Here is a 20,753-nt window from a genome sequence, read left to right as displayed (position 1 = left end):
CCGTACGGCGGAGCGGTGACGCCTGGATCAGCGGGCGTAGTACTCGACGACGAGCTGCTCGTCGCAGATCACCGGGATTTCCTTGCGGTTCGGGTCCCGGTCGAGACGGAACGCCAGCGCCGGGAGGTTGACCTCCAGGTAGCGCGGGGTCTCGCCGTCCGTGTCGTAGCCACCCTCGCGGGCGACCTGGAACGGGTGCTTCTCGCGGCTGCGCTCGCGGACCATCACGACGTCGCCGGGGCGGACGCGGAAGGACGGCTTGTCGACCTTGCGGTCGTTGACCGCGATGTGGCCGTGCACGACCATCTGACGGGCCTGGTAGATCGTGCGGGCGATGCCCGACCGCAGGACGAGCGCGTCCAGACGGCGCTCAAGCTCGATGATCAGGGCTTCGCCCGTCTTGCCTTCGACCTTCCGAGCGCGGTCGTAGGCACGGGCCATCTGCCGCTCGCTGATGTCGTACTGCGCGCGCAGACGCTGCTTTTCGAGCAGCCGGACCTTGTAGTCACTGTTCTGCTTGCGGCCACGGCCGTGCTCGCCGGGCGGGTAGGGACGGGCCTCGAAGTACTTGACGGCCTTCGGCGTCAGGGCGATGCCGAGTGCGCGCGACTTCTTGACCTTGGGACGCGACTGGTTCACGTGGAACGGACCTCCGTGTAAGTTAGGTGAGGCTTACCTTAGCGGAGGAGAACGCATGTTTCGACCTGGGATCCCCCTGCCCAGTGCTGGTCAGAGCACCGAGGCGGGTCAGCCGCGTCCCGTGGAAGACGCCCAGCGGCCCTCGGCTGCCGAGCGTGTACGCACCCTCGTAGAGTCCAATGGTATGGCGTCGCTGAGCATTCCCGGCGTCGAGGAGCTGGACGAGACCGGGCTCTCGGCACCCGTCTGCCGGACGGTGACACCCGACGGGGACGTGCTGTTGCTGGTCCCCGGCGACTCCGCGGCGGCGCGGGCGGCCGCGCACGCGCCGGACGACGACCTCACCGCCGTGATGGAGATCACGGATGTCGCACCCGTTTCGGTGCCGCACCGCATCCGCGGACGGGCCTGGGTGGCCGGCTGGCTGGCCACCGTACGCGGTGATCAGCGCGCCGAGGCCGCGCTGCTGCTCGCGGAGCGGCACCCCGTCGGCGAGCTGCTCGGCATCGGGGAGGCACTCCAGCCGGAGCACGTGCCGGGCGAGTACGGGCACGCCGCCTGGACGATGCTGCGCCTGGAGGTCGGCGAGTGCGCGGTGGACGATCTGTGGGGCGCGGAGCCCGTCGAGCCCGACGAGTTCGCCGCCGCCACCCCCGATCCGCTCCAGGCCCACGAGGCGGAGCTCTTGCAGCATCTGCACGCGGCCCACGGCGACCAGGTACGCGGGCTGTGCGCGCTGCTGGGCGACCGCACGGCGCACTGCGGGCTGCGCGACCGGGCCGTACCGGTGGGCCTGGACCGCTTCGGGCTGCGGGTGCGCTTCACGGACGCCGAGCGCCGCTCGTTCGACGCGCGGTTCGACTTCCCCGAGCCGGTGCGGGACGTGGCCGAGCTGCGGCGCGCGATGCATGTGCTCTTCGAGGCCGCGGCGCAGTGACCGGGCGGCGACGGCCGGCCCGGTGACGCCACAAGGTGACCTATCGGGCCCGTGCGGTCGGCCGCTGTGCCGGTCCCGCGTCGCACCGGGCCCGCGCCGCGCGGTGCGACGGCTCCGTCAGTCGCCGCTCTCGCCGCGCAGCCTGGCGCGGACCCGGTCGGCGACATCGGCATAGCGCGCCTCGGCGCCGTGCCGGGTGGGGGTGTAGTACCGCTTGCCGTGCACCTCGTCCGGTGCGTACTGCTGGGCCGCGATACCGCCCGGCAGATCGTGCGGGTACTGATAGCCCTGGCCGTGGCCGAGCTTCTGCGCCCCCTTGTAGTGGCTGTCGCGCAGATGGGCCGGGACCGCGCCGGCCTGACCGGCCCGGATGTCCGCCAGCGCGGCGTCGATGGCCAGGTAGGCGGCGTTCGACTTCGGCGCCAGGGCGAGCGCGATGGTGGCCTGGCTCAGGATGATCCGGGCCTCGGGGAACCCGATCATCGCCACCGCCTGGGCCGCGGCGACCGCGGTCTGCAAGGCCGACGGATCGGCCAGACCGATGTCCTCGCTCGCCGAGATCATCAGCCGCCGGGCAATGAACCGCGGGTCCTCCCCCGCCTCGATCATGCGGGCCAGGTAGTGCAGCGCGGCATCGACGTCGGAGCCGCGGATGGACTTGATGAGGGCGCTGGCCACGTCGTAGTGCTGGTCGCCGTCGCGGTCGTACTTCACCGCCGCGCGGTCGACGGAGTCCTCCAGGGTCTGGAGGGTGATCTCCTTCTCCTTCTTGGCCAGCGCGGAGCCGGCCCCGGCCTCCAGCGCGGTCAGCGCGCGCCGGGCGTCACCGCCGGCGATCCGCAGCAGATGCGCCTCGGTGTCCTCGGGGAGGGTGACCGCGCCCGCCAGACCGCGCGCATCGGTCAGCGCGCGGTGCAGCAGCCCGCGCAGATCGTCGTCGGTGAGCGGTTCGAGGGTCAGCAGCAGCGAGCGGGACAGCAGCGGGGAGATCACCGAGAAGTACGGGTTCTCGGTCGTCGCCGCGATCAGGGTGACCCAGCGGTTCTCGACGGCGGGCAGCAGGGAATCCTGCTGGGCCTTGCTGAAGCGGTGGATCTCGTCGAGGAAGAGGACCGTTTCCTTGCCGTAGCCGCCCGAGGCGCGCCGGGCGCCGTCGATGACCGCCCGGACCTCCTTGACGCCCGCCGTGATCGCGGAGAGCTCCACGAAGCGCTTGTTCGTCGCCTGGCTGACGACATGGGCGAGGGTCGTCTTGCCGATGCCGGGCGGCCCCCACAGGAAGACCGACGAGGGCCCGGCGGGACCGCCGCTCCCCTCGCCGACGAGGCGGCGCAGCGGCGAGCCGGGCTTGAGCAGATGGCGCTGCCCCACGACCTCGTCGAGGGTGCGCGGACGCATCCGTACGGCGAGCGGGGACCCCGCGGGGTCCTTCTCCTGACGGTCTTCGGCAGCGGCGGTGAACAGGTCGGGCTCCACGTCCACGAGCCTATGTCACGCCACTGACAGCCCCGCCGGGGCCGTGGTGAACGCCCCGGGGACCGGTCAGATCAGGGAGCTCCAGTACGACCACCACTTGGTGAGGATGAGCAGCAGCATCACGCCGTACCACAGCACCGGCACGACCCAGTGGAATTCCAGCACGGTCCGCCGCAGCCCCGCGGGCACCGGGATGATGCCGTGCTTGATGTTGTGCACGGTGGTGTACCAGAACATCAGGATCGTGATGCACCAGGTCAGCGTGCACCACAGGCAGAGCGCGTTGATGCTGTACAGCGACTGGGACATCAGCCACATGCAGAAGACCGTGCCCCCCAGGGTGCCGAGGTTCAGGCCGATCCAGAACCAGCCGCGGTAGCGGGCGCCCGCCAGCAGGCCCATGCCGATCGCGATGACCGCGCCGAAGGTGATCAGGCCGGCGACCGGATTCGGGAAGCCGAAGACCTCCGCCTGCCAGCTCTGCATGACGCTGCCGCAGGAGATGATCGGGTTGAGGCTGCAAGCCGGCTTGAAGTTCGGGTCCTTCAGCAGCTCGATCTTGTCCAAGGTGATGATCCAGGACGCCAGGGCGCCCAGCGCACCGGTGATCACCAGGAGCCAGGCGAGCCCGCGACCCGAACCGCTGGTCCCCGCGCCGCTCGCGCGGTCGTCGTCGGTGGACACGTCGTCAAGCGCTGTCGTCGTCATATCGCCGTTCCGTCGATCCCTTGGGGAATGAGGCCGAAAACCACCGGCCGCGGGAGAGCGGCCGCGCCGTTCATTCTGCCCCAACTCCGTGACAGATCAGCGTTCGATGGACATAAAGACGACCCACCCGGGGCCGCCGCGCACCCCGCCGAGCGGCGCCCCGGCCGGACACCCGGCCCCTGGCGGACCGCCCCGCCACCGCCGGGGCGGCGACGGAATCATCCCGCGGAGTGAGTGAGCGGACACCGCATTGACGACGCCCCCCGTGCCCGGCCGCCATGCCCGGCCCCCGCGTCCGGTATCGCGCACCCGGCACGGCGAAGGGCCCGGACGGTTCATCCCGCCGTCCGGGCCCCACTCATGCGTCCGCCCGCGCGGCGGGCGACGGGCCTCAGCCCAGCGCGCGCCGGACCTCCTCGACCACGGCGTCCCGCGCCACCGCGCGCTGCTCACCGCTCACCAGGTCCTTGAGCTGCACGATGCCCTCCGCCAGGTCCCGCTCGCCCGCGACGATCGCGAGCCGCGCGCCCGAGCGGTTGGCCGACTTCATGGCGTTCTTCAGGCCCTTGCCGCCGTACGCGAAGTCGGTGGCGACACCGGCCCGGCGCAGCTCGGTGACCGTGCCGAAGAGCTCCCGGCGGGCCTCCTCGCCGAGCGGCACCGCGTACACCGCGGTGGCGGCGGGGGTGTCCAGTGTGATGCCCTCGGCCTCCAGCGCCAGCACCGTCCGGTCCACGCCCAGCGCCCAGCCGACGGACGGCAGCGCGGGGCCGCCGATCATCTCCGAGAGCCCGTCGTAGCGCCCGCCGCCGCCGACCGCGGACTGCGAGCCGAGGCCGTCGTGGACGAACTCGAAGGTGGTGCGGGTGTAGTAGTCCAGCCCGCGCACCAGCTTCTCGTCGTCCTCGAAGGCCACGCCCGCCGCGGTCAGCAGCTCGCGCACCTGCTCGTGGTACGCCTTGCACGCCTCGCACAGGTGGTCGCGGAGCACCGGCGCCCCGGTGAGCTGCCGCTGGACGGCCTCGCGCTTGTCGTCCAGCACCCGCAGCGGGTTGATGTCGACCCGGCGCCGGGTGTCCTCGTCGAGGTCGAGACCGCGCAGGAAGTCCTGGAGGGCGCCCCGGTACGCGGGGCGGCACTCGGCGTCGCCCAGCGAGTTCAGCAGCAGCCGGAAGTTGCTCAGTCCGAGGGACTTGTACGCGTCGACGGCAAGGATGATCAACTCGGCGTCCAGCGCCGGGTCCTCGGCGCCGATCGCCTCGGCGCCGACCTGCGAGAAGTGGCGGTAGCGGCCCTTCTGCGGGCGCTCGTAGCGGTAGTACGAGCCGGAGTACCAGAGCTTGACGGGGAGGTTGCCCCCCTTGTGGAGGTTGGCCTCCAGCGCCGCCCGCAGCACGGACGCGGTGCCCTCGGGCCGCAGCGCGAGCTGGTCGCCGCCCTTGGTCTCGAAGGCGTACATCTCCTTGGTCACGATGTCGGTGGACTCACCGACCCCGCGCGCGAACAGCTCGATGTTCTCGAAACCGGGCGTCTCGATGTAGCCGTACCCGGACTTCCTCAGCGGCGCGGCGATCGCCTCGCGCACCGCGAGATAGGTCGCGGACTGCGGCGGAATCAGGTCGTACGTGCCCTTGGGGGCCTTGAAGGTGCTCACGGAAGCTTCGTCACATTCCTCGTCGCGGAGCGGCGGTCGAGCCGTCTCCGAGGCCGGCGGCCACGTCCCGCAGGAAGGGGTTGGTGGCGCGCTCGCGGCCGATGGTGGTCTGGGGGCCGTGGCCGGACAGCACGACGGTGGAGTCCTCCAGCGGCAGGCACACACGCGCCAGCGACCGCAGGATCTCGGCGTGGTCGCCGCCCGGCAGATCGGTACGTCCGATGGAGCCGGCGAACAGCAGGTCGCCCGAGAAGAAGACCGGCGGAATGTCGGCCTGCTCGGGCATCCTGAACGTCACCGACCCCTTGGTATGGCCGGGTGCGTGCGCGACGGAGAACCGCATACCGGCGAGGTCCAGCGCACCGCCGTCGGTCAGCTCCCTGACGTCGTCCGGCTCCCCCACCGTGAGTTCGCCCATGAGCTGGCGGCCGATGGAGCGGCCCAGGGCCTTCTCCGGGTCGCTCATCATGTAGCGGTCCTCGGGATGTATCCAGGCCGGGACGCCGTGCGCGCCGCACACCGGGACGACCGAGGCGACATGGTCGATATGCCCGTGGGTGAGCACTACCGCGACGGGCTTGAGCCGATGCTTCCTGAGCGTGTCCTCGACGCCCTGGGCCGCTTGGTGGCCCGGGTCGATGATCACGCACTCCTCACCGGCGGCGGGGGCGACCACGTAGCAGTTGGTCCCCCAGGCCCCGGCGGGGAACCCGGCAATCAGCACGTTCGTCCTTAAAGGTCGTGGAGGTCGGTGACGGCCGGTCCGCGAAGCCGCTCCCGGATCGTCTCGGCAGCTCCAGAGCCTACCGGCGCGACTCCCACCGGTGCGAACCCGTATACGGTACGGCCACGGCAGACGAGAGCGACCAGAGCGCAGGACGAAGGAGACGACCGGTGGTCAGCAGCGATCAGCGGCGGCGGCAGCTCGCCCGGGAGAAGTTCGAGCGCCAGCAGCAACGGCGGTCCGCGGCCCGGCGGAAGGCCAAACGCCGCAACGTGATCCTCGCGTCCGTCCTCGCGGTGGCGGTGGCCGGCGGTGCCGCCGCGTACGCCTCGGCCGGGCTGGCCGGCGGGAGCGAGGACAAGAGCTCCGATCAGGCCGCGGCCCCGTCCAAGGCGCCGGACCCGTGCGGCAAGCCCGCGAAGGGCGCACCGTCCAAGGAGACGTGGCAGAAGGAACCGGCGATGTCGGTCGACACCTCGGCCTCCTACGCCGTGACGCTGGCGACGACCTGCGGCACGATCGACCTGAAACTGGACGCCGGCAAGGCGCCGCACACCGTGAACTCCTTCGCGTTCCTCGCGGGCAAGGACTTCTTCGACCACAGCAAGTGCCACCGCCTGGTCGACCAGGGCATCTACGTCCTCCAGTGCGGCGACCCGACCGGCACCGGCCAGGGGACGCCCGGCTACACCATCCCGGACGAGAACCTCAAGGACCCGCAGCTCAAGGGCGGCGTCTATCCGGCGGGCACGGTCGCGATGGCCAACCGCTACGACGGGAGCGACGCCAAGACCCGCAACTCCGGCGGCAGCCAGTTCTTCCTCGTCTACCAGGACAGCAAGCTGCCGCCGAACTACACGCCGTTCGGCACGATCACCGGTGGTATGGACGTGCTCCAGAAGATCGCCAAGGCGGGCTCGACACCCGACCCGGCGACCGGTAACACCGCGCCGAACGCCACGGTCGTCATCGACAAGGCGACGGTCAGGAAATCCTGAGCCCGGCGGGGGCACCGTCGCCGGCGTCCCCGTACCCGAGCCGCGGAATTCGGTCGTGCTGGATGCGGACAGCAGACCGGCGGTCGCCTAGATTGGCGTTGTGCAGGGTGCCTGGTCCGACGGCTGGCCCCGCACCCGCAAGACAGCCCGTCGGACCGGCCGGGCGTGGCTCAGCCGGACAGAAACTGTGGACGATGCCGGGGGGCCGCGCGCCTCGACGGCATCATGTGGAGGAGGCGCTGTGAGCAGCGACCCGTGGGGCCGCGTCGATGAGACGGGGACCGTGTACGTGCGTACCGCCGACGGCGAGCAGATCGTCGGTTCGTGGCAGGCGGGATCTCCCGAGGAGGCCCTCGCCTACTTCGAGCGCAAGTACGAGGGTCTGGTCGTCGAGATCGGCCTCCTGGAGCGGCGGGTCAAGACCACCGACCTGTCGGCGAAGGACGCCGCGGCCGCCATCGACCATCTGCGCACGCAGGTCGACGAGCACCACGCGGTGGGCGATCTGGAGGCGCTGCGCAAGCGGCTCGACGCCCTCGTCGGCACGGTCGAGTCGCGCCGCGAGGAGCGCAAGGCGCAGAAGGCCAAGCAGAGCGACGAGGCCCGGCAGGCCAAGGAGAAGCTGGTCACCGAGGCCGAGGAGCTGGCGGTCAGTGAGCAGTGGCGGTCGGCCGGTGAGCGGCTGCGGGCACTGGTCGACACCTGGAAGGGCCTGCCCCGCCTCGACCGCAAGACGGACGACGAGCTCTGGCACCGCTTCTCGCACGCCCGCTCGGCGTTCTCCAAGCGGCGCAAGGCGCACTTCGCGTCGCTGGACGCGCAGCGCGAGGACGCCCGTAAGGCCAAGGAGAAGCTGGTCGCCGAGGCCGAGTCGCTGTCGGGCTCGACGGACTGGGGGGCCACCGCGGCCCGCTACCGCGACCTGATGACGGAGTGGAAGGCCGCGGGCCGCGCCCAGCGCGAGCACGAGGACGACCTGTGGAACCGCTTCCGCGGCGCCCAGGACGTCTTCTTCCAGGCGCGCGGTGAGGTCTTCGCGGAGCGCGACGCCGAGCAGCAGGAGAACCTGACCCGCAAGGAGGAGCTGGTCGTCGAGGCCGAGAAGCTGCTCCCGGTGACGGACCTCAAGGCGGCGCGGGCCGCGTTCCGTACGGTCAACGAGCGGTGGGAAGCCATCGGCCACGTGCCGCGGGACGCCCGCCCCAAGATCGAGGGGCGGATGCACGCCGTCGAGCGCGCCATCCAGGAGGCCGAGGAGACCGAGTGGCGGCGGACCAACCCCGAGGCGCGGGCGCGCGCCGCGGGCCTGACCGGCCAGCTCCAGGACGCCGTCGACAAGCTGACGAAGCAGATCGACACCGCGCGGGCGGCCGGCAACAACGCCAAGGCCGACAAGCTCGCCCGGGAGCTGGAGGGCCGCAAGGCGCTGCTGGACCAGGCGCTCAAGGGCCTGGAGGAGTTCGGCGGCTGAGAATTCCGGCGCCGGCATGACGGAGCGGCCCGGTACGGATCCTCCCGTACCGGGCCGCTCCGCCGTTCCTGCGGCGCCCGCGCCCTACGGCCGACGGGCCGAGGTCACCCGGTAGACGTCGTAGACGCCCTCCACGCCCCGAACCGCCTTGAGCACATGGCCCAGGTGTTTGGGGTCGCCCATCTCGAAGGTGAAGCGGGAGGTGGCGACCCGGTCGCGGGAGGTCTGGACGGCCGCGGACAGGATGTTGACGTGCTGGTCCGACAGGACGCGAGTGACGTCCGACAGGAGCCGGGAGCGGTCCAGCGCCTCCACCTGGATGGCGACCAGGAAGACCGAGGACTGGGTGGGCGCCCACTCGACCTCCAGGATCCGTTCCGGCTGCTTGGACAGCGAGTCGACGTTGACGCAGTCTGCACGGTGCACCGAGACGCCGCTGCCGCGGGTGACGAAGCCGATGATGGGGTCGCCGGGCACCGGCGTGCAGCAGCGGGCGAGCTTGACCCACACATCGTCGACGCCCTTGACGACGACGCCCGGATCGGCGCTGGAGCGCCGCTTGGAGCGCGGCCGGATCGGCGTCGACTCGGCGATGTCCTCGGTGGCCTCGTCCTGTCCGCCGAGCGCCTGCACCAGTTTCTGCACGACGCCCTGCGCGGCGACATGGCCCTCGCCGATGGCGGCGTAGAGCGAGGAGATGTCGGGGTAGCGCATCTCGTGCGCGAGGGTGACCAGGGAGTCGCCGGTCAGGATCCGCTGGATCGGCAGGTTCTGCTTGCGCATCGCCCGCGCGATGGCGTCCTTGCCCTGCTCGATGGCCTCGTCGCGGCGTTCCTTGGAGAACCAGCCGCGGATCTTGTTGCGGGCGCGCGGGGACTTGACGAAGCCGAGCCAGTCGCGCGAGGGGCCCGCGCCGGGTGCCTTGGAGGTGAAGACCTCCACCAGGTCGCCGTTGTCCAGGGTCGATTCGAGCGGTACGAGCCGCCCGTTGACCCGTGCCCCTATCGTGCGGTGGCCGACCTCGGTGTGCACCGCGTACGCGAAGTCGACGGGGGTGGCACCGGCCGGCAGCGCTATGACGTCGCCCTTCGGTGTGAAGACGAAGACCTCGTTGCGGGAGAGGTCGAAGCGCAGCGATTCGAGGAACTCGCCCGGGTCCTCGGTCTCCTTCTGCCAGTCCAGCAGCTGCCGCAGCCAGGCCATGTCGTTGACGGTGTCCTGGCCGGCGCCCTTGCCCTTGGGCACGTCGGTGCGCACCTTGGAGGCGCCGGCGACGGCCTCCTGCTTGTACTTCCAGTGCGCGGCGATGCCGTACTCGGCGCGGCGGTGCATGTCGAACGTACGGATCTGGAGCTCGACGGGCTTGCCGCTGGGGCCGATCACGGTCGTGTGCAGCGACTGGTACATGTTGAACTTGGGCATCGCGATGTAGTCCTTGAACCGCCCCGGCACCGGATTCCACCGGGCGTGGACGGTGCCGAGCGCCGCATAGCAGTCGCGGACGGTGTCGACGAGGACGCGGATGCCCACCAGGTCGTAGATCTCGGCGAAGTCGCGGCCGCGCACGATCATCTTCTGGTAGACGCTGTAGTAGTGCTTCGGCCGGCCGGTGACGGTGGCCTTGATGCGGGCGGCGCGCAGATCGGCCTGGACCTCGTCGGTCACTATGGCCAGGTACTCGTCGCGCTTGGGTGCCCGCTCGGCGACCAGCCGGACGATCTCGTCGTACATCTTGGGGTAGAGGATCGCGAAGGCGAGGTCCTCCAGCTCCCACTTGATGGTGTTCATGCCCAGGCGGTGGGCCAGCGGCGCGTAGATCTCCAGGGTCTCGCGGGCCTTCTTCTCCTGCTTCTCCCGCTTGAGATAGCGCATGGTGCGCATGTTGTGCAGCCGGTCGGCGAGCTTGATGACCAGTACGCGCGGGTCCTTGGCCATCGCGACGACCATCTTGCGGACGGTCTCGGCCTGCGCGGCCTCCCCGAACTTGACCCGGTCCAGCTTGGTGACGCCGTCGACGAGCAGGGCGACCTGGTCGCCGAAGTCGCGGCGCAGGGTGTCCAGGCCGTACTCGGTGTCCTCGACGGTGTCGTGCAGCAGGCCCGCCATCAGGGTGGCCGGGTCCATCCCCAGCTCGGCGAGGATCGTCGTCACCGCGAGCGGATGGGTGATGTACGGGTCGCCGCTCTTGCGCTTCTGGCCGCGGTGCCAGCGCTCGGCGACCTGATAGGCCCGCTCGACCTGGCGCAGCGTGGCGGTCTCGATCTTGGGGTCGTTGCCGCGCACCGCCCGCAGCAGCGGTTCCAGGACCGGGTTGTACGGGCTGGAGCGCTGTACGCCCAGTCGGGCGAGGCGGGCCCGTACGCGGTTGGGGGAACCGGAGCGGCTCACCGGGGCGGGCGGCAGGGGCTTCGTCACCGGGACCGGGGCGGCGGGCGGGGCGGCCTTCGCGGGCGGCTCGGGAGCGGAGGCCGGTTCGGCGGCGGGGGCCACGGCGGGCTTCGCGGTGGTGCCCGGCTTCGGCTCGGGCTCGGCGGCGGGGGCCGGGCGGGCGGCGCCACCGCGTGCGCCCGGCTCGGTGGCGGGTGCGGAAGCGGCGTCCCGGGGGTTCGGCTCGGCCGGACGCGCGGCGGCGGATCCCGCCGGACGCAGTCCGGGGGAGAGCGGCTGGGCCTCGTCTGGCAAGAGCACTCCTCAAGTGGTGTGGGACCACAGGACCACGAACTGGTCGGGGTGCCATGGTATCGACCCACGCGCCCCGGCTCTCCCGCGGCCATCAGTACGTACATGACACAGCGCTGAGGGCGCCCGGATTCTTCCGGGCGCCCTCAGCGCCGATGCGGTGTGCGAGAACCGGCTCAGACCGTGATCAGGGCCTCCAGCGGGGCGCCCTTCAGACCCGGCTCCAGCCGCTGCCGGCCGGCGAGGAAGCCGAGCTCCAGCAGCACCGCGAGGCCGGCGACCTCGGCGCCCGCGCGGCGCACGAGCTGCAACGAGGCGTCGGCCGTACCGCCGGTGGCCAGCACGTCGTCGATCACCAGCACCCGGTCGCCCGGGGCCAGCGCATCGGCGTGGATCTCGATCTCGGCGGTGCCGTACTCCAGGTCGTACGACTGCCCGAGCGTCGCGCCGGGCAGCTTGCCCGCCTTGCGTACGGGGACGAAGCCGATGCCGGCGCGGACCGCGACGGGGGCGGCGAGGATGAAGCCGCGTGCCTCCAGACCCACGACCTTGTCCGCGTGGTACCGCTCGCACAGGTCGGCGAACGCGTCGGTGAGCGCCCCGAAGGCCCGCGCGTCGGCCAGCAGCGGGGTGATGTCCTTGAACATCACGCCCGGCTGCGGGTAGTCGGGGACGTCCGTGATCCGGCTGAGCAGCAGCTCGCGCAGCTCGGCGGGGGCGCTCATCGGCGCTTGCCCGACGTACGGCCGCGTCCGCGGTCACGGGTGGCGGACTGCGCGGGCGGTCCCACGACCGCCGCGTCGTCGCCCTCGGCGGCACCGGACGTGCCCACGGCGACCCCGTCCTGCGGGTCCTCCTCGCTCGCGCCCTTGGCCGCGGCCGCGGCGCGCTTCGCCCGCACCCGCTTGGCCAGCGCCTTCATCTGCGGTTCGCTGTTCTTGAGGTCGGAGACCAGCGGGGTGGCGATGAAGATCGAGGAGTACGCACCGGCGGCGAGGCCGACGAACAGGGCGAGCGAGATGTCGTTGAGCATGCCCGCGCCCAGCACGCCGCCGCCGACGAAGAGCAGACCGGCGACCGGGAGCAGCGCCACGATGGTGGTGTTGATGGAGCGCACCAGGGTGCCGTTGATGCTGCGGTTGGCGATCTCGCTGTAGGTGAAGCGGGTCTGCTTGGTGATGTCCTTGCCGGCTTCCTTGAGGCTGTCGAAGACGACGACCGTGTCGTACAAGGAGTAACCGAGGATGGTCAGCAGACCGATCACCGTACCCGGGGTGACCTCGAAGCCGACCAGGGCGTAGACACCGACCGTGATCGTGAGGTCGTGGATCAGCGCGATCAGCGCGGCGATCGCCATCCGCCACTCGAAGGAGATGGCCAGATAGATCACCACGAGGACCATGAAGATCCCCAGGCCCAGCCACGCCTTGTTGGCGATCTGCTCGCCCCAGCTCGGGCCGACCAGCTGGGTGTTGACCTGCTTGACCGGGACGTTCAAATCCTTGGCGAGCTCTTCCTGGACCGGCACCGCCTGCTTGGTGTCCAGACCGCTGATCTGGATACGCAGCGCGCCGCCGCCGAGCTTCTGCACCATGGCCTGGTGGCCGCCGGCCGCCGCCTCGGCCTTGTGCTGTGCCTCCGTGGCGGACACCGCGGTCTTCGGGGTGGTGAAGACCGCACCGCCGGAGAACTCGATGCCCATGTTCAGGCCCCGCACCGCCAGGCCGACGATGGCCGTGATGGTGATGAGGATCGAGATGCCGTACCAGATCTTCCGCTTGCCGATGAAGTCGTAGCCGACTTCGCCGCGGTAGAGCCGGGCGCCGAGGTTACCGAGCTTGGACATCTCACGCCTCCTTGGTCTCGGTGGTGACGATGGAGCGGCGGCCGCGGCGCAGCGGCGGCTTGACGCCCAGACGCTTGGGATCCAGACCGGACCAGGGGTGGCCCTCGGCGAAGAACTTCCGCCGGGCCAGCAGCGTCATCAGCGGCTTGGTGAAGAGGAAGACCACGACGACGTCGAGGACGGTGGTCAGGCCGAGCGTGAACGCGAAGCCCTGCACCTTGCCGACGGTGACGATGAACAGCACCGCGGCGGCGAGGAACGACACGAAGTCGGAGACCATGATCGTACGGCGGGCGCGCGGCCAGCCGCGTTCGACGGCCGGACGCAGGGTGCGGCCGTCGCGGATCTCGTCCCTGATGCGCTCGAAGTAGACGATGAAGGAGTCGGCCGTGATGCCGATGGCGGCGATGGCGCCGCAGACGGCCGGCAGGTTCAGCGCGAACCCGATGGCCGGGCCGAGCAACGTCATGATCGTGTACGTCAGGACCGCCGAGACGCCCAGGCTCGCCAGCGCGACCAGCGCCAGGCCCCGGTAGTAGGCGACCAGGTAGATGACGACCAGCGCGAGGCCGATGGCACCGGCGACCAGACCGGCGTGCAGCTGCTCGCCGCCGAGCGCCGCCGTGACCGTCGTCTCGTCATCGATCTTGAAGGAGAGCGGCAGGGCGCCGTAGGACAGCATGTTCCCCAGGTCCTGTGCGGACTGCTGGGTGAAGCCGCCGGAGATGGTGGCGTTGCCGCCGTTGAGCTGCTGGCTGACGCGCGGGTCGGAGACCACCGCGCCGTCCAGGACGATCGCGAACTGGTTCTGCGGCTGCGTCTTGGTGGCGAGCTTGCCCGTGATGTCGGCGAACTTCTTGCCGCCGTCGGAGGTGAAGTCCATCTGGACGATCCAGCCCTGGCCCTGCTGGGCGTCGAAGACCGCCTTGGCGTCCTTGACGTCGGTGCCCTCGACACCGACCGGGCCGAGCACGTACTTCTGCGTACCGTCGTCCTTGCAGGCCACGACCGGGTCGGACGGCTTGCTGCCGGCGGCATGCTCACCGGCCGCCGCGCGCGACTCCTTCGTGGAGCAGTCCAGCGCGGCGAACTGCTTCTGGAGCGCGGCAGGGATGTCCGCGTCGCCGCCGCCGACCGGGGGCGTGGCGGACGGGGAGGGGGTGGGCGAGGCGGGCGGCGCCTTCTTCAGGGAGTCCGTGACGGCGCGGCCCTGGGGCGTGGCGCCCTGCTTGCCGTCGTCCTTGCCGTCCTTGCCCTTGCCGTCCTTGTTGCCCTGGTCGCCCTTGTCGTTCTTGTCGCCCTTACCGCCCGCGGAGGGGGGCGTGGTGGGCTCGGGGGCCTTGGTGCCCGCGGTGGTGGTCAGCACCGGCCGGAATCCGAGCTGGGCGGTGGTACCGACCTGCTGGCGGGCCTGCTTCGCGTCCGTCCCCTTGGGGATGTTCACGATGATGTGGTTGCTGCCCTGCGTCTGGACCTCGGCCTCGCTCACACCGAGACCGTTGACCCGCCGCTCCATGATGCCGGCGGCGGTGTTCATGTTGGTCTCGTTGATCGCGTTGGGCTTGCCCGGCTGATTCTGGGCCGCCAGCGTGAAGCTGGTGCCGCCGGCCAGGTCGATGCCCAGTCGGGGCGTCAGAGTGCCGGAGTAGAACATGCCTCCGACCAGCGCCACCATCGCGATCAGGATCAGAACCAGGGTGCGCCCCGGTTTTCCCTGGCTCGCGGGCGACCTGCGGCCCTTCTTCGGTGCTGCCACCTTCTCGTATCTCCCTGTCCAACCCCTCGGCATCGGGTGTCCGCCGAGGAGCCACGAAGTGTTGTGGGGACGTGCCCCCGCCGGAGCCTAAACCGTCCCGGAACCGGGGCGCACCGCACGCGGGGCGCTCCGCGGTTCCGTCCGGGCGGGACTACTTCGCGTCGGCGCCGCCGGCCTTCTTGTCGTCCTTGGCGGTCTCGGCGTCGGCCTTGACAGCATCCTTGGCGGCCTCGGCGTCCTTGGCGGCGGGCTTCTCGGCGTCGGCGTCCGCGTCGGCCGGGGCCTCGTCCTTGCCCAGGTCGATCTTGCCGGCCTTGTCACCCGATTCGGCGGCGTCCACGGCGATGTCACCGGTCAGCGAGGAGGCGTCGTCCGGGACGACCGGGTCGGCGCTGTCCAGAATGCGGTTGTACTCCTCGTCCGCGAGCACCGCGCCGATGGCGTTCTTGGCGTAGAGGGCGTGCACACCGGGTGCGACCTCCAGCAGAACGGAGTCGTCGTGGATTTCCTTGACGGTGGCGTACATACCCCCGATGGTCCGGACGCCGGTGCCGGGCTGCATCTCGTTGCGCATCTGCGCGGCCGCCTGCTGCTTCTTCTTGGCAGACCGGGTCATCAGGAACATGGCCCCGATGAGGACGATGAAGGGGAGGAGAGTCATGATACTCACGGGACGGAAATCCTTCGCACGACCGCTCATCCGCGGTCTGATATACGGGGGTGGGTATGCCGGGCCATACGGACGGCATCGGCGGAGTCTAAGCGAGTCCGCACCGGTGGAACAACGCTCAGCATCGCACCGCAGTTCCTCAGCGGGCGACTCTCCGCGCCGTCACGCCCCGAACAGGCCCTGCTGTCCCGTTCCGCCCGATTGCTGCTGCGGCGGTACCAGACCCAGGTGGGCCCAGGCCGCCGGAGTCGCGATCCGGCCGCGGGGCGTCCTCGCCAGCAGCCCCTCGCGCACCAGGAACGGCTCGGCGACCTCCTCGACCGTCTCGCGCTCCTCCCCCACCGCGACCGCGAGGGTGGAGAGCCCCACCGGGCCGCCGCCGAAGAGCTTGAGCAGGGCCGTGAGCACCGCGCGGTCGAGGCGGTCCAGGCCGCGGCCGTCCACCTCGTAGACCCCCAGGGCCTGCGAGGCGATCTCGCGGGTGATCACGCCGTCCGCCTTGACCTGGGCGTAGTCGCGGACACGGCGCAGCAGGCGGTTGGCGATACGCGGGGTGCCGCGGGACCGGCCGGCGATCTCGGCGGCGCCGTCGGCCTCTATGTGGACGTCCAGCAGGCCGGCCGAGCGGTGGATCACCCGCGTCAGTTCGGCGGGGGCGTAGAACTCCATATGGCCGGTGAAGCCGAAGCGGTCGCGCAGCGGGGGCGGCAGCAGACCGGCCCGGGTGGTGGCGCCGACCAGGGTGAAGGGCGGGAGTTCGAGGGGGATGGCGGTGGCGCCCGGCCCCTTGCCGACGATGACGTCGACGCGGAAGTCCTCCATCGCCATGTAGAGCATTTCCTCGGCGGGCCGGGACATCCGGTGGATCTCGTCGAGGAAGAGGACCTCGCCCTCCTGGAGGGAGGAGAGGATCGCGGCGAGATCGCCGGCGTGCTGGATGGCGGGGCCGGAGGTGATGCGGATCGGGGCGCCCATCTCGGCGGCGATGATCATCGACAGGGTCGTCTTGCCGAGGCCCGGCGCGCCGGAGAGCAGGACGTGGTCGGCGGTGGCGCCGCGGGCGCGGGCCGCGCGCAGCACCAGGTCGAGCTGTTCACGCACCCGCTCCTGGCCGACGAACTCATCGAGGTCCTTGGGCCGCAGCGCGGCTTCGACTGCGGTGTCCTCACCGTCGGCGTCGGCCCCGACCAGCCGGTCGGCCGCGCCGGTGGCGTCCTCGGCGGCGGACGGTGCGGTGTCGTCCCAGTTCACTGCGGATTGCCTCGTGGGGTCGGGGCGGCCGGGCCGCCGGTGTGGTCGTACGGTCGGGGGCGCGCGGCCGCGGCGGCGCACCGGCCGGAGCGGGCCGCCGGGTGCCGCCGGCCGGTCATCGCGCCCGGTTCAGGGACTGGAGCGCGGCCTTGAGGAGCTGCGGCACCTGCGGCTGCCCGCCGCCGGCGACGGCCGCCTCGGCCTGCGGGGCGACGGCGGCGACCGCCTCGTCCGCCTCGCGGGTGGCGTAGCCGAGGCCGATCAGGGCGGCGTGCAGCTGATCGCGCCAGCCGGCCGTCACCGCGCTGCCGATGGCCGCGCGGGAGTTGCCGAGCGGGGCGCCGAGCCGGTCCTTGAGCTCCAGGAGGAGTTTCTGCGCGCCCTTCTTGCCGATGCCCGGCACGGCGGTGAGGGTCTTCTCGTCACCGCCGGCGACGGCCATGCGCAGGGTGTCCGGGGAGTGCACGGCCAGCATGGCCTGGGCCAGCCGCGGCCCCACCCCGCTGGCGGTCTGGAGCAGTTCGAAGGTCTGCCGCTCGTCGTCGTCGGCGAAGCCGTAGAGGGTGAGCGAGTCCTCGCGGACGACGAGAGAGGTGGCGAGCCTGGCCGGCTGTCCGATGCGCAGCCCGGAGAGTGTGTTCGGCGTGCACTGGACGGCCATGCCGATACCGCCGACCTCGACGACGGCGGTATCCGGTGCGAGGGCCGCGACCGGGCCGGAGACGAAGGCGATCATCGGGTGCCCTTCTGGGGTGTCCCCCGGCGGATGCCGGCGGACGGGACGGATGCGGGATGGGTGCGGCGGGCCGCGGCCTGTGCCTGCTGGAGGCGGTTGACCGCGGGGGCGCGCCAGATGTGGCAGATGGCCAGGGCCAGGGCGTCGGCCGCGTCGGCGGGCCGGGGCGGCGCGTCCAGCCGCAGCAGCCGGGTGACCATGGCGCCGACCTGGTCCTTGTCGGCCCGGCCGGAGCCGGTGACGGCGGCCTTGACCTCGCTGGGGGTGTGCAGCGCGACCGGCAGTCCGCGGCGGGCGGCGCACAGCATGGCGACCGCGCTGGCCTGGGCGGTGCCCATGACCGTACGGACGTTGTGCTGGCTGAACACCCGCTCCACGGCGACGAATTCGGGCCGGTGCTCGTCCAGCCACGCGTCGATGCCGCGCTCGATCAGGACGAGGCGGTGGGCGATGTCGGCGTCCGACGGGGTCCGGACGACGCCGACGCCGACCATGCGCAGCGGGCGGCCGGCGACCCCGTCCACCACGCCGACGCCGCAGCGCGTCAGCCCCGGGTCCACCCCCAGCACCTTCATCGGGCCCCACCCCTCGCCGTTTCGTTCACCTGTTCTTGCAGGTTAACGGCTGCCACTGACAAACCGACGGGCCGACGGGGTGTGTCCCGCCGGCCCGTCGTACGGCCCTGTGTGCTGTGCGCGCCGAAGACCTAGGCGTCGACCTTGGCCATGACGTCGTCGGAGACATCGAAGTTGGCGAAGACGTTCTGCACGTCGTCGCTGTCCTCCAGCGCGTCGATCAGCTTGAAGATCTTGCGGGCGCCCTCTTCCTCGAGCTCGACCTGCATGGTCGGGACGAAGTTGGCGTCGGCCGAGTCGTAGTCGATACCGGCTTCCTGGAGCGCGGTACGGACCGCGACCAGGTCGGTGGCCTCGCTGAGCACCTCGAAGGACTCACCGAGGTCGTTGACCTCCTCGGCGCCCGCGTCCAGGACCGCGCCAAGCACATCGTCCTCGGACAGCTCGCCCTTGGGGACGATCACCACGCCCTTGCGGTTGAACAGGTAGGACACCGAGCCCGGGTCGGCCATCGAACCGCCGTTGCGGGTCATCGCGACGCGGACGTCCGAGGCGGCGCGGTTGCGGTTGTCGGTGAGGCACTCGATGAGCACCGCGACGCCGTTGGGGCCGTAGCCTTCGTACATGATGGTCTCGTAGTCGGCGCCGCCCGCCTCAAGACCCGCACCGCGCTTGACCGCGCTGTCGATGTTCTTGTTGGGCACCGAGCTCTTCTTCGCCTTCTGGATGGCGTCGAAAAGGGTCGGGTTGCCCTCCACGTCGGCACCGCCGGTGCGCGCCGCGACCTCGATGTTCTTGATCAGCTTCGCGAAGAGCTTGCCGCGCTTGGCATCGATCACGGCCTTCTTGTGCTTCGTCGTAGCCCATTTAGAGTGGCCGGACATCCGCCTGTCTCCTTCGCGTAACCAATTGAGAAACGAACGCCTGAGATCCTACCGGGAACGCGCCGGAGGGCCGTACGCCCGCCCGTCGCCCGGTGTCAGCGCCGGGCGCGCCGCACCAGGTCGACGAAGTACGCGTGGACGCGGTGATCGCCGGTGAGTTCCGGATGGAAAGACGTGGCGAGGACGTTACCTTGCCGGACGGCCACCGTGTGACCGTCGTACGTCGCCAGGACCTCGACGGCGGCGCCGACCGACTCGACCCAGGGCGCCCGGATGAAGACGCCCTCGACCGGCCCGCCGGGGATGCCGGCGATCTCGACGGCCGCCTCGAAGGACTCGTTCTGCCGTCCGAAGGCGTTACGGCGCACGATCATGTCGATGCCGCCGAGCGTCTCCTGGTCCTCACGGCCGTCCAGCAGCTTGTCCGCGACCATGATCATGCCGGCGCAGGTGCCGTAGACCGGCTTCCCGCTCCGGACGAACGCGCGCAGCGGCTCCAGCATGCCGAAGGTGACGGCCAGTTTGGACATGGTGGTGGACTCGCCGCCCGGGATGACCAGGCCGTCGAGCCCGGCCAGTTCCTGCGGACGGCGCACCGGCCGGGCCAGGGCGTCCGCCGTGCCGAGCGCCGTGAGGTGCTCGCGGACGTCGCCCTGGAGGGCCAGTACACCGATGGTGGGGGTGGTCATCTGCGTCCTACCAGCCGCGGTTGGCGTAGCGCTCGGACTCGGGGAGGGTGTCGCAGTTGATGCCGACCATGGCCTCGCCCAGGTTGCGCGAGACGTCCGCGATCACCGCCGGGTCGTCGTAGAAGGTGGTGGCCTTCACGATCGCGGCGGCGCGCTTGGCGGGGTCGCCGGACTTGAAGATGCCGGAGCCGACGAACACGCCCTCGGCGCCGAGCTGGCGCATCAGGGCCGCGTCGGCCGGGGTCGCCACGCCGCCGGCGGAGAACAGCACGACCGGCAGCTTGCCCAGCTCGGCGACCTCCTTGACCAGCTCGTAGGGGGCACGCAGCTCCTTGGCGGCGGCGAACAGCTCGTTGTTGTCGTAGCCGCGCAGCCGGGCGATCTCCCCCTTGATCTGGCGCAGGTGGCGCACCGCCTCGACGACGTTGCCGGTGCCGGCCTCGCCCTTGGAGCGGATCATGGCCGCGCCCTCGGCGATCCGGCGCAGCGCCTCGCCCAGGTTGGTGGCGCCGCAGACGAAGGGGGTGGTGAAGGCCCACTTGTCGGCGTGGTTGACCTCGTCGGCCGGGGTGAGGACCTCGGACTCGTCGATGTAGTCGACGCCGAGCGACTGGAGGACCTGGGCCTCGACGAAGTGGCCGATGCGGGACTTGGCCATGACCGGGATGGAGACCGCGTTGATGATGCCGTCGATCATGTCGGGGTCGGACATCCGGGCCACGCCGCCGTCCTTGCGGATGTCCGCGGGGACGCGCTCCAGCGCCATGACGGCGACGGCGCCCGCGTCCTCGGCGATCTTCGCCTCTTCCGGCGTGACGACATCCATGATCACGCCGCCCTTGAGCTGCTCGGCCATACCGCGCTTGACGCGCGCGGTTCCGGTCTCGGGGTGCTGGGGCGTGGTGGGCGTGGTGGACACGGTTGACCTCACTCAGTGCGGGTGGTTGCGCTTCACCGCCACACAACCGTTAGTAAGGGGCCTACGAAAAGGGCCAATTAGAGGTCAGTGGCTTGTCCGGGGGGCGAGAGGTCGGCGGCCCGGCCGGGGGGGCGGTGGCCC

19 protein-coding genes are annotated in these 20,753 nt (G+C 71.0%); 3 read left to right on the top strand and 16 right to left on the bottom strand.

All coding sequences use genetic code 11. The features are described from left to right. Window positions 1-27: 27 nt before the first annotated feature. Entirely contained in the window at window positions 28-639 is a 612-nt protein-coding gene (rpsD, locus tag IH09_RS02250) for a 30S ribosomal protein S4 (RefSeq protein WP_052853539.1), read from the bottom strand. Between the two features lie 184 nt (window positions 640-823). Here rpsD and IH09_RS02245 point away from each other — a divergent pair, with 184 nt between their 5' ends. After that, window positions 824-1,576 (top strand): DUF2470 domain-containing protein, encoded by a 753-nt coding sequence (locus tag IH09_RS02245; RefSeq protein WP_052853538.1) that lies wholly within the window; start codon window positions 824-826, stop codon window positions 1,574-1,576. 117 nt (window positions 1,577-1,693) lie between these two features. Here the strand turns inward: IH09_RS02245 and IH09_RS02240 are convergent, their stop codons facing one another. The 4 genes from IH09_RS02240 to IH09_RS02225 all read right to left on the bottom strand — a co-directional run bounded on the left by IH09_RS02240 (window position 1,694) and on the right by IH09_RS02225 (window position 6,138). Beyond that, window positions 1,694-3,052, bottom strand: a complete 1,359-nt coding sequence (locus IH09_RS02240; RefSeq protein ID WP_052853788.1) for a replication-associated recombination protein A — start codon at window positions 3,050-3,052, stop codon at window positions 1,694-1,696. A 66-nt stretch (window positions 3,053-3,118) separates the two neighbouring features. Further along, window positions 3,119-3,760, bottom strand: coding sequence for a vitamin K epoxide reductase family protein (locus IH09_RS02235; protein WP_052853537.1), 642 nt, complete (start codon window positions 3,758-3,760; stop codon window positions 3,119-3,121). A 391-nt stretch (window positions 3,761-4,151) separates the two neighbouring features. After that, window positions 4,152-5,414, bottom strand: coding sequence for a histidine--tRNA ligase (hisS, locus tag IH09_RS02230; protein ID WP_052853536.1), 1,263 nt, complete (start codon window positions 5,412-5,414; stop codon window positions 4,152-4,154). A 10-nt stretch (window positions 5,415-5,424) separates the two neighbouring features. Then, window positions 5,425-6,138, bottom strand: coding sequence for an MBL fold metallo-hydrolase (locus IH09_RS02225; protein ID WP_052853535.1), 714 nt, complete (start codon window positions 6,136-6,138; stop codon window positions 5,425-5,427). Window positions 6,139-6,308: 170 nt separating this feature from the next. Here IH09_RS02225 and IH09_RS02220 point away from each other — a divergent pair, with 170 nt between their 5' ends. Together IH09_RS02220 and IH09_RS02215 are read left to right on the top strand one after the other, a co-directional pair. Continuing rightward, on the top strand, window positions 6,309-7,136 hold the full coding sequence (locus IH09_RS02220) for a peptidylprolyl isomerase (protein WP_052853534.1): 828 nt from the start codon (window positions 6,309-6,311) through the stop codon (window positions 7,134-7,136). Window positions 7,137-7,377: 241 nt separating this feature from the next. After that, window positions 7,378-8,607 carry a DUF349 domain-containing protein gene (locus tag IH09_RS02215; protein WP_052853533.1) on the top strand — a complete coding sequence of 410 codons (1,230 nt, stop codon included), beginning with the start codon at window positions 7,378-7,380 and terminating at the stop codon, window positions 8,605-8,607. 84 nt (window positions 8,608-8,691) lie between these two features. Here IH09_RS02215 and IH09_RS02210 read toward each other — a convergent pair whose 3' ends face one another. The 11 genes from IH09_RS02210 to pdxS form a co-directional block, all read right to left on the bottom strand. Then, on the bottom strand, window positions 8,692-11,289 hold the full coding sequence (locus IH09_RS02210; RefSeq protein ID WP_110952016.1) for a RelA/SpoT family protein: 2,598 nt from the start codon (window positions 11,287-11,289) through the stop codon (window positions 8,692-8,694). Between the two features lie 173 nt (window positions 11,290-11,462). Then, window positions 11,463-12,011, bottom strand: a complete 549-nt coding sequence (locus tag IH09_RS02205; protein ID WP_052853532.1) for an adenine phosphoribosyltransferase — start codon at window positions 12,009-12,011, stop codon at window positions 11,463-11,465. Beyond that, window positions 12,008-13,132 carry a protein translocase subunit SecF gene (gene secF / locus IH09_RS02200; protein WP_052853531.1) on the bottom strand — a complete coding sequence of 375 codons (1,125 nt, stop codon included), beginning with the start codon at window positions 13,130-13,132 and terminating at the stop codon, window positions 12,008-12,010. The genes IH09_RS02205 and secF overlap by 4 nt, the downstream gene beginning before the upstream one ends. Before the next feature lies 1 nt (window position 13,133). Next, on the bottom strand, window positions 13,134-14,888 hold the full coding sequence (gene secD, locus IH09_RS02195; RefSeq protein ID WP_052853530.1) for a protein translocase subunit SecD: 1,755 nt from the start codon (window positions 14,886-14,888) through the stop codon (window positions 13,134-13,136). A gap of 151 nt (window positions 14,889-15,039) precedes the next feature. After that, window positions 15,040-15,558, bottom strand: coding sequence for a preprotein translocase subunit YajC (gene yajC / locus IH09_RS02190; RefSeq protein ID WP_052853529.1), 519 nt, complete (start codon window positions 15,556-15,558; stop codon window positions 15,040-15,042). A 162-nt stretch (window positions 15,559-15,720) separates the two neighbouring features. Then, window positions 15,721-16,809, bottom strand: coding sequence for a Holliday junction branch migration DNA helicase RuvB (gene ruvB / locus IH09_RS02185; RefSeq protein ID WP_052853528.1), 1,089 nt, complete (start codon window positions 16,807-16,809; stop codon window positions 15,721-15,723). A gap of 115 nt (window positions 16,810-16,924) precedes the next feature. Beyond that, window positions 16,925-17,545 (bottom strand): Holliday junction branch migration protein RuvA, encoded by a 621-nt coding sequence (ruvA, locus tag IH09_RS02180; RefSeq protein WP_052853527.1) that lies wholly within the window; start codon window positions 17,543-17,545, stop codon window positions 16,925-16,927. Beyond that, the gene (ruvC, locus tag IH09_RS02175; RefSeq protein ID WP_052853526.1) at window positions 17,542-18,120 is read right to left on the bottom strand and encodes a crossover junction endodeoxyribonuclease RuvC; all 579 of its coding nucleotides are present in this window, start codon (window positions 18,118-18,120) and stop codon (window positions 17,542-17,544) included. Before ruvC ends, ruvA begins: the two co-directional genes overlap by 4 nt. A gap of 131 nt (window positions 18,121-18,251) precedes the next feature. Continuing rightward, window positions 18,252-19,004, bottom strand: coding sequence for a YebC/PmpR family DNA-binding transcriptional regulator (locus IH09_RS02170; protein ID WP_052853525.1), 753 nt, complete (start codon window positions 19,002-19,004; stop codon window positions 18,252-18,254). A gap of 95 nt (window positions 19,005-19,099) precedes the next feature. Then, a complete protein-coding gene (gene pdxT, locus IH09_RS02165; RefSeq protein WP_052853524.1) occupies window positions 19,100-19,693 on the bottom strand; it encodes a pyridoxal 5'-phosphate synthase glutaminase subunit PdxT in 594 nt (197 codons plus the stop codon). A gap of 7 nt (window positions 19,694-19,700) precedes the next feature. Next, a complete protein-coding gene (gene pdxS, locus IH09_RS02160) occupies window positions 19,701-20,612 on the bottom strand; it encodes a pyridoxal 5'-phosphate synthase lyase subunit PdxS (protein WP_052853523.1) in 912 nt (303 codons plus the stop codon). Between the last annotated feature and the right edge of the window lie 141 nt (window positions 20,613-20,753).

The organism is Streptomyces celluloflavus, from assembly GCA_000720995.1.
Classification (GTDB): domain Bacteria; phylum Actinomycetota; class Actinomycetes; order Streptomycetales; family Streptomycetaceae; genus Streptomyces; species Streptomyces celluloflavus.
The sequence above is the reverse complement of the archived record's forward strand: the minus strand, read 5'-3'. Positions and strand labels throughout refer to the sequence as shown.

Coding starts and splice junctions, on each gene's coding strand:
- IH09_RS02245 (WP_052853538.1), top strand. CDS start 824: ATGGCGTCGCTGAGCATTCCCGGCGTCGAGGAGCTGGACGAGACCGGG.
- IH09_RS02235 (WP_052853537.1), bottom strand. CDS start 3,760: ATGACGACGACAGCGCTTGACGACGTGTCCACCGACGACGACCGCGCG.
- IH09_RS02205 (WP_052853532.1), bottom strand. CDS start 12,011: ATGAGCGCCCCCGCCGAGCTGCGCGAGCTGCTGCTCAGCCGGATCACG.
- secF (WP_052853531.1), bottom strand. CDS start 13,132: ATGTCCAAGCTCGGTAACCTCGGCGCCCGGCTCTACCGCGGCGAAGTC.
- ruvA (WP_052853527.1), bottom strand. CDS start 17,545: ATGATCGCCTTCGTCTCCGGCCCGGTCGCGGCCCTCGCACCGGATACC.
- ruvC (WP_052853526.1), bottom strand. CDS start 18,120: ATGAAGGTGCTGGGGGTGGACCCGGGGCTGACGCGCTGCGGCGTCGGC.
- IH09_RS02170 (WP_052853525.1), bottom strand. CDS start 19,004: ATGTCCGGCCACTCTAAATGGGCTACGACGAAGCACAAGAAGGCCGTG.
- pdxT (WP_052853524.1), bottom strand. CDS start 19,693: ATGACCACCCCCACCATCGGTGTACTGGCCCTCCAGGGCGACGTCCGC.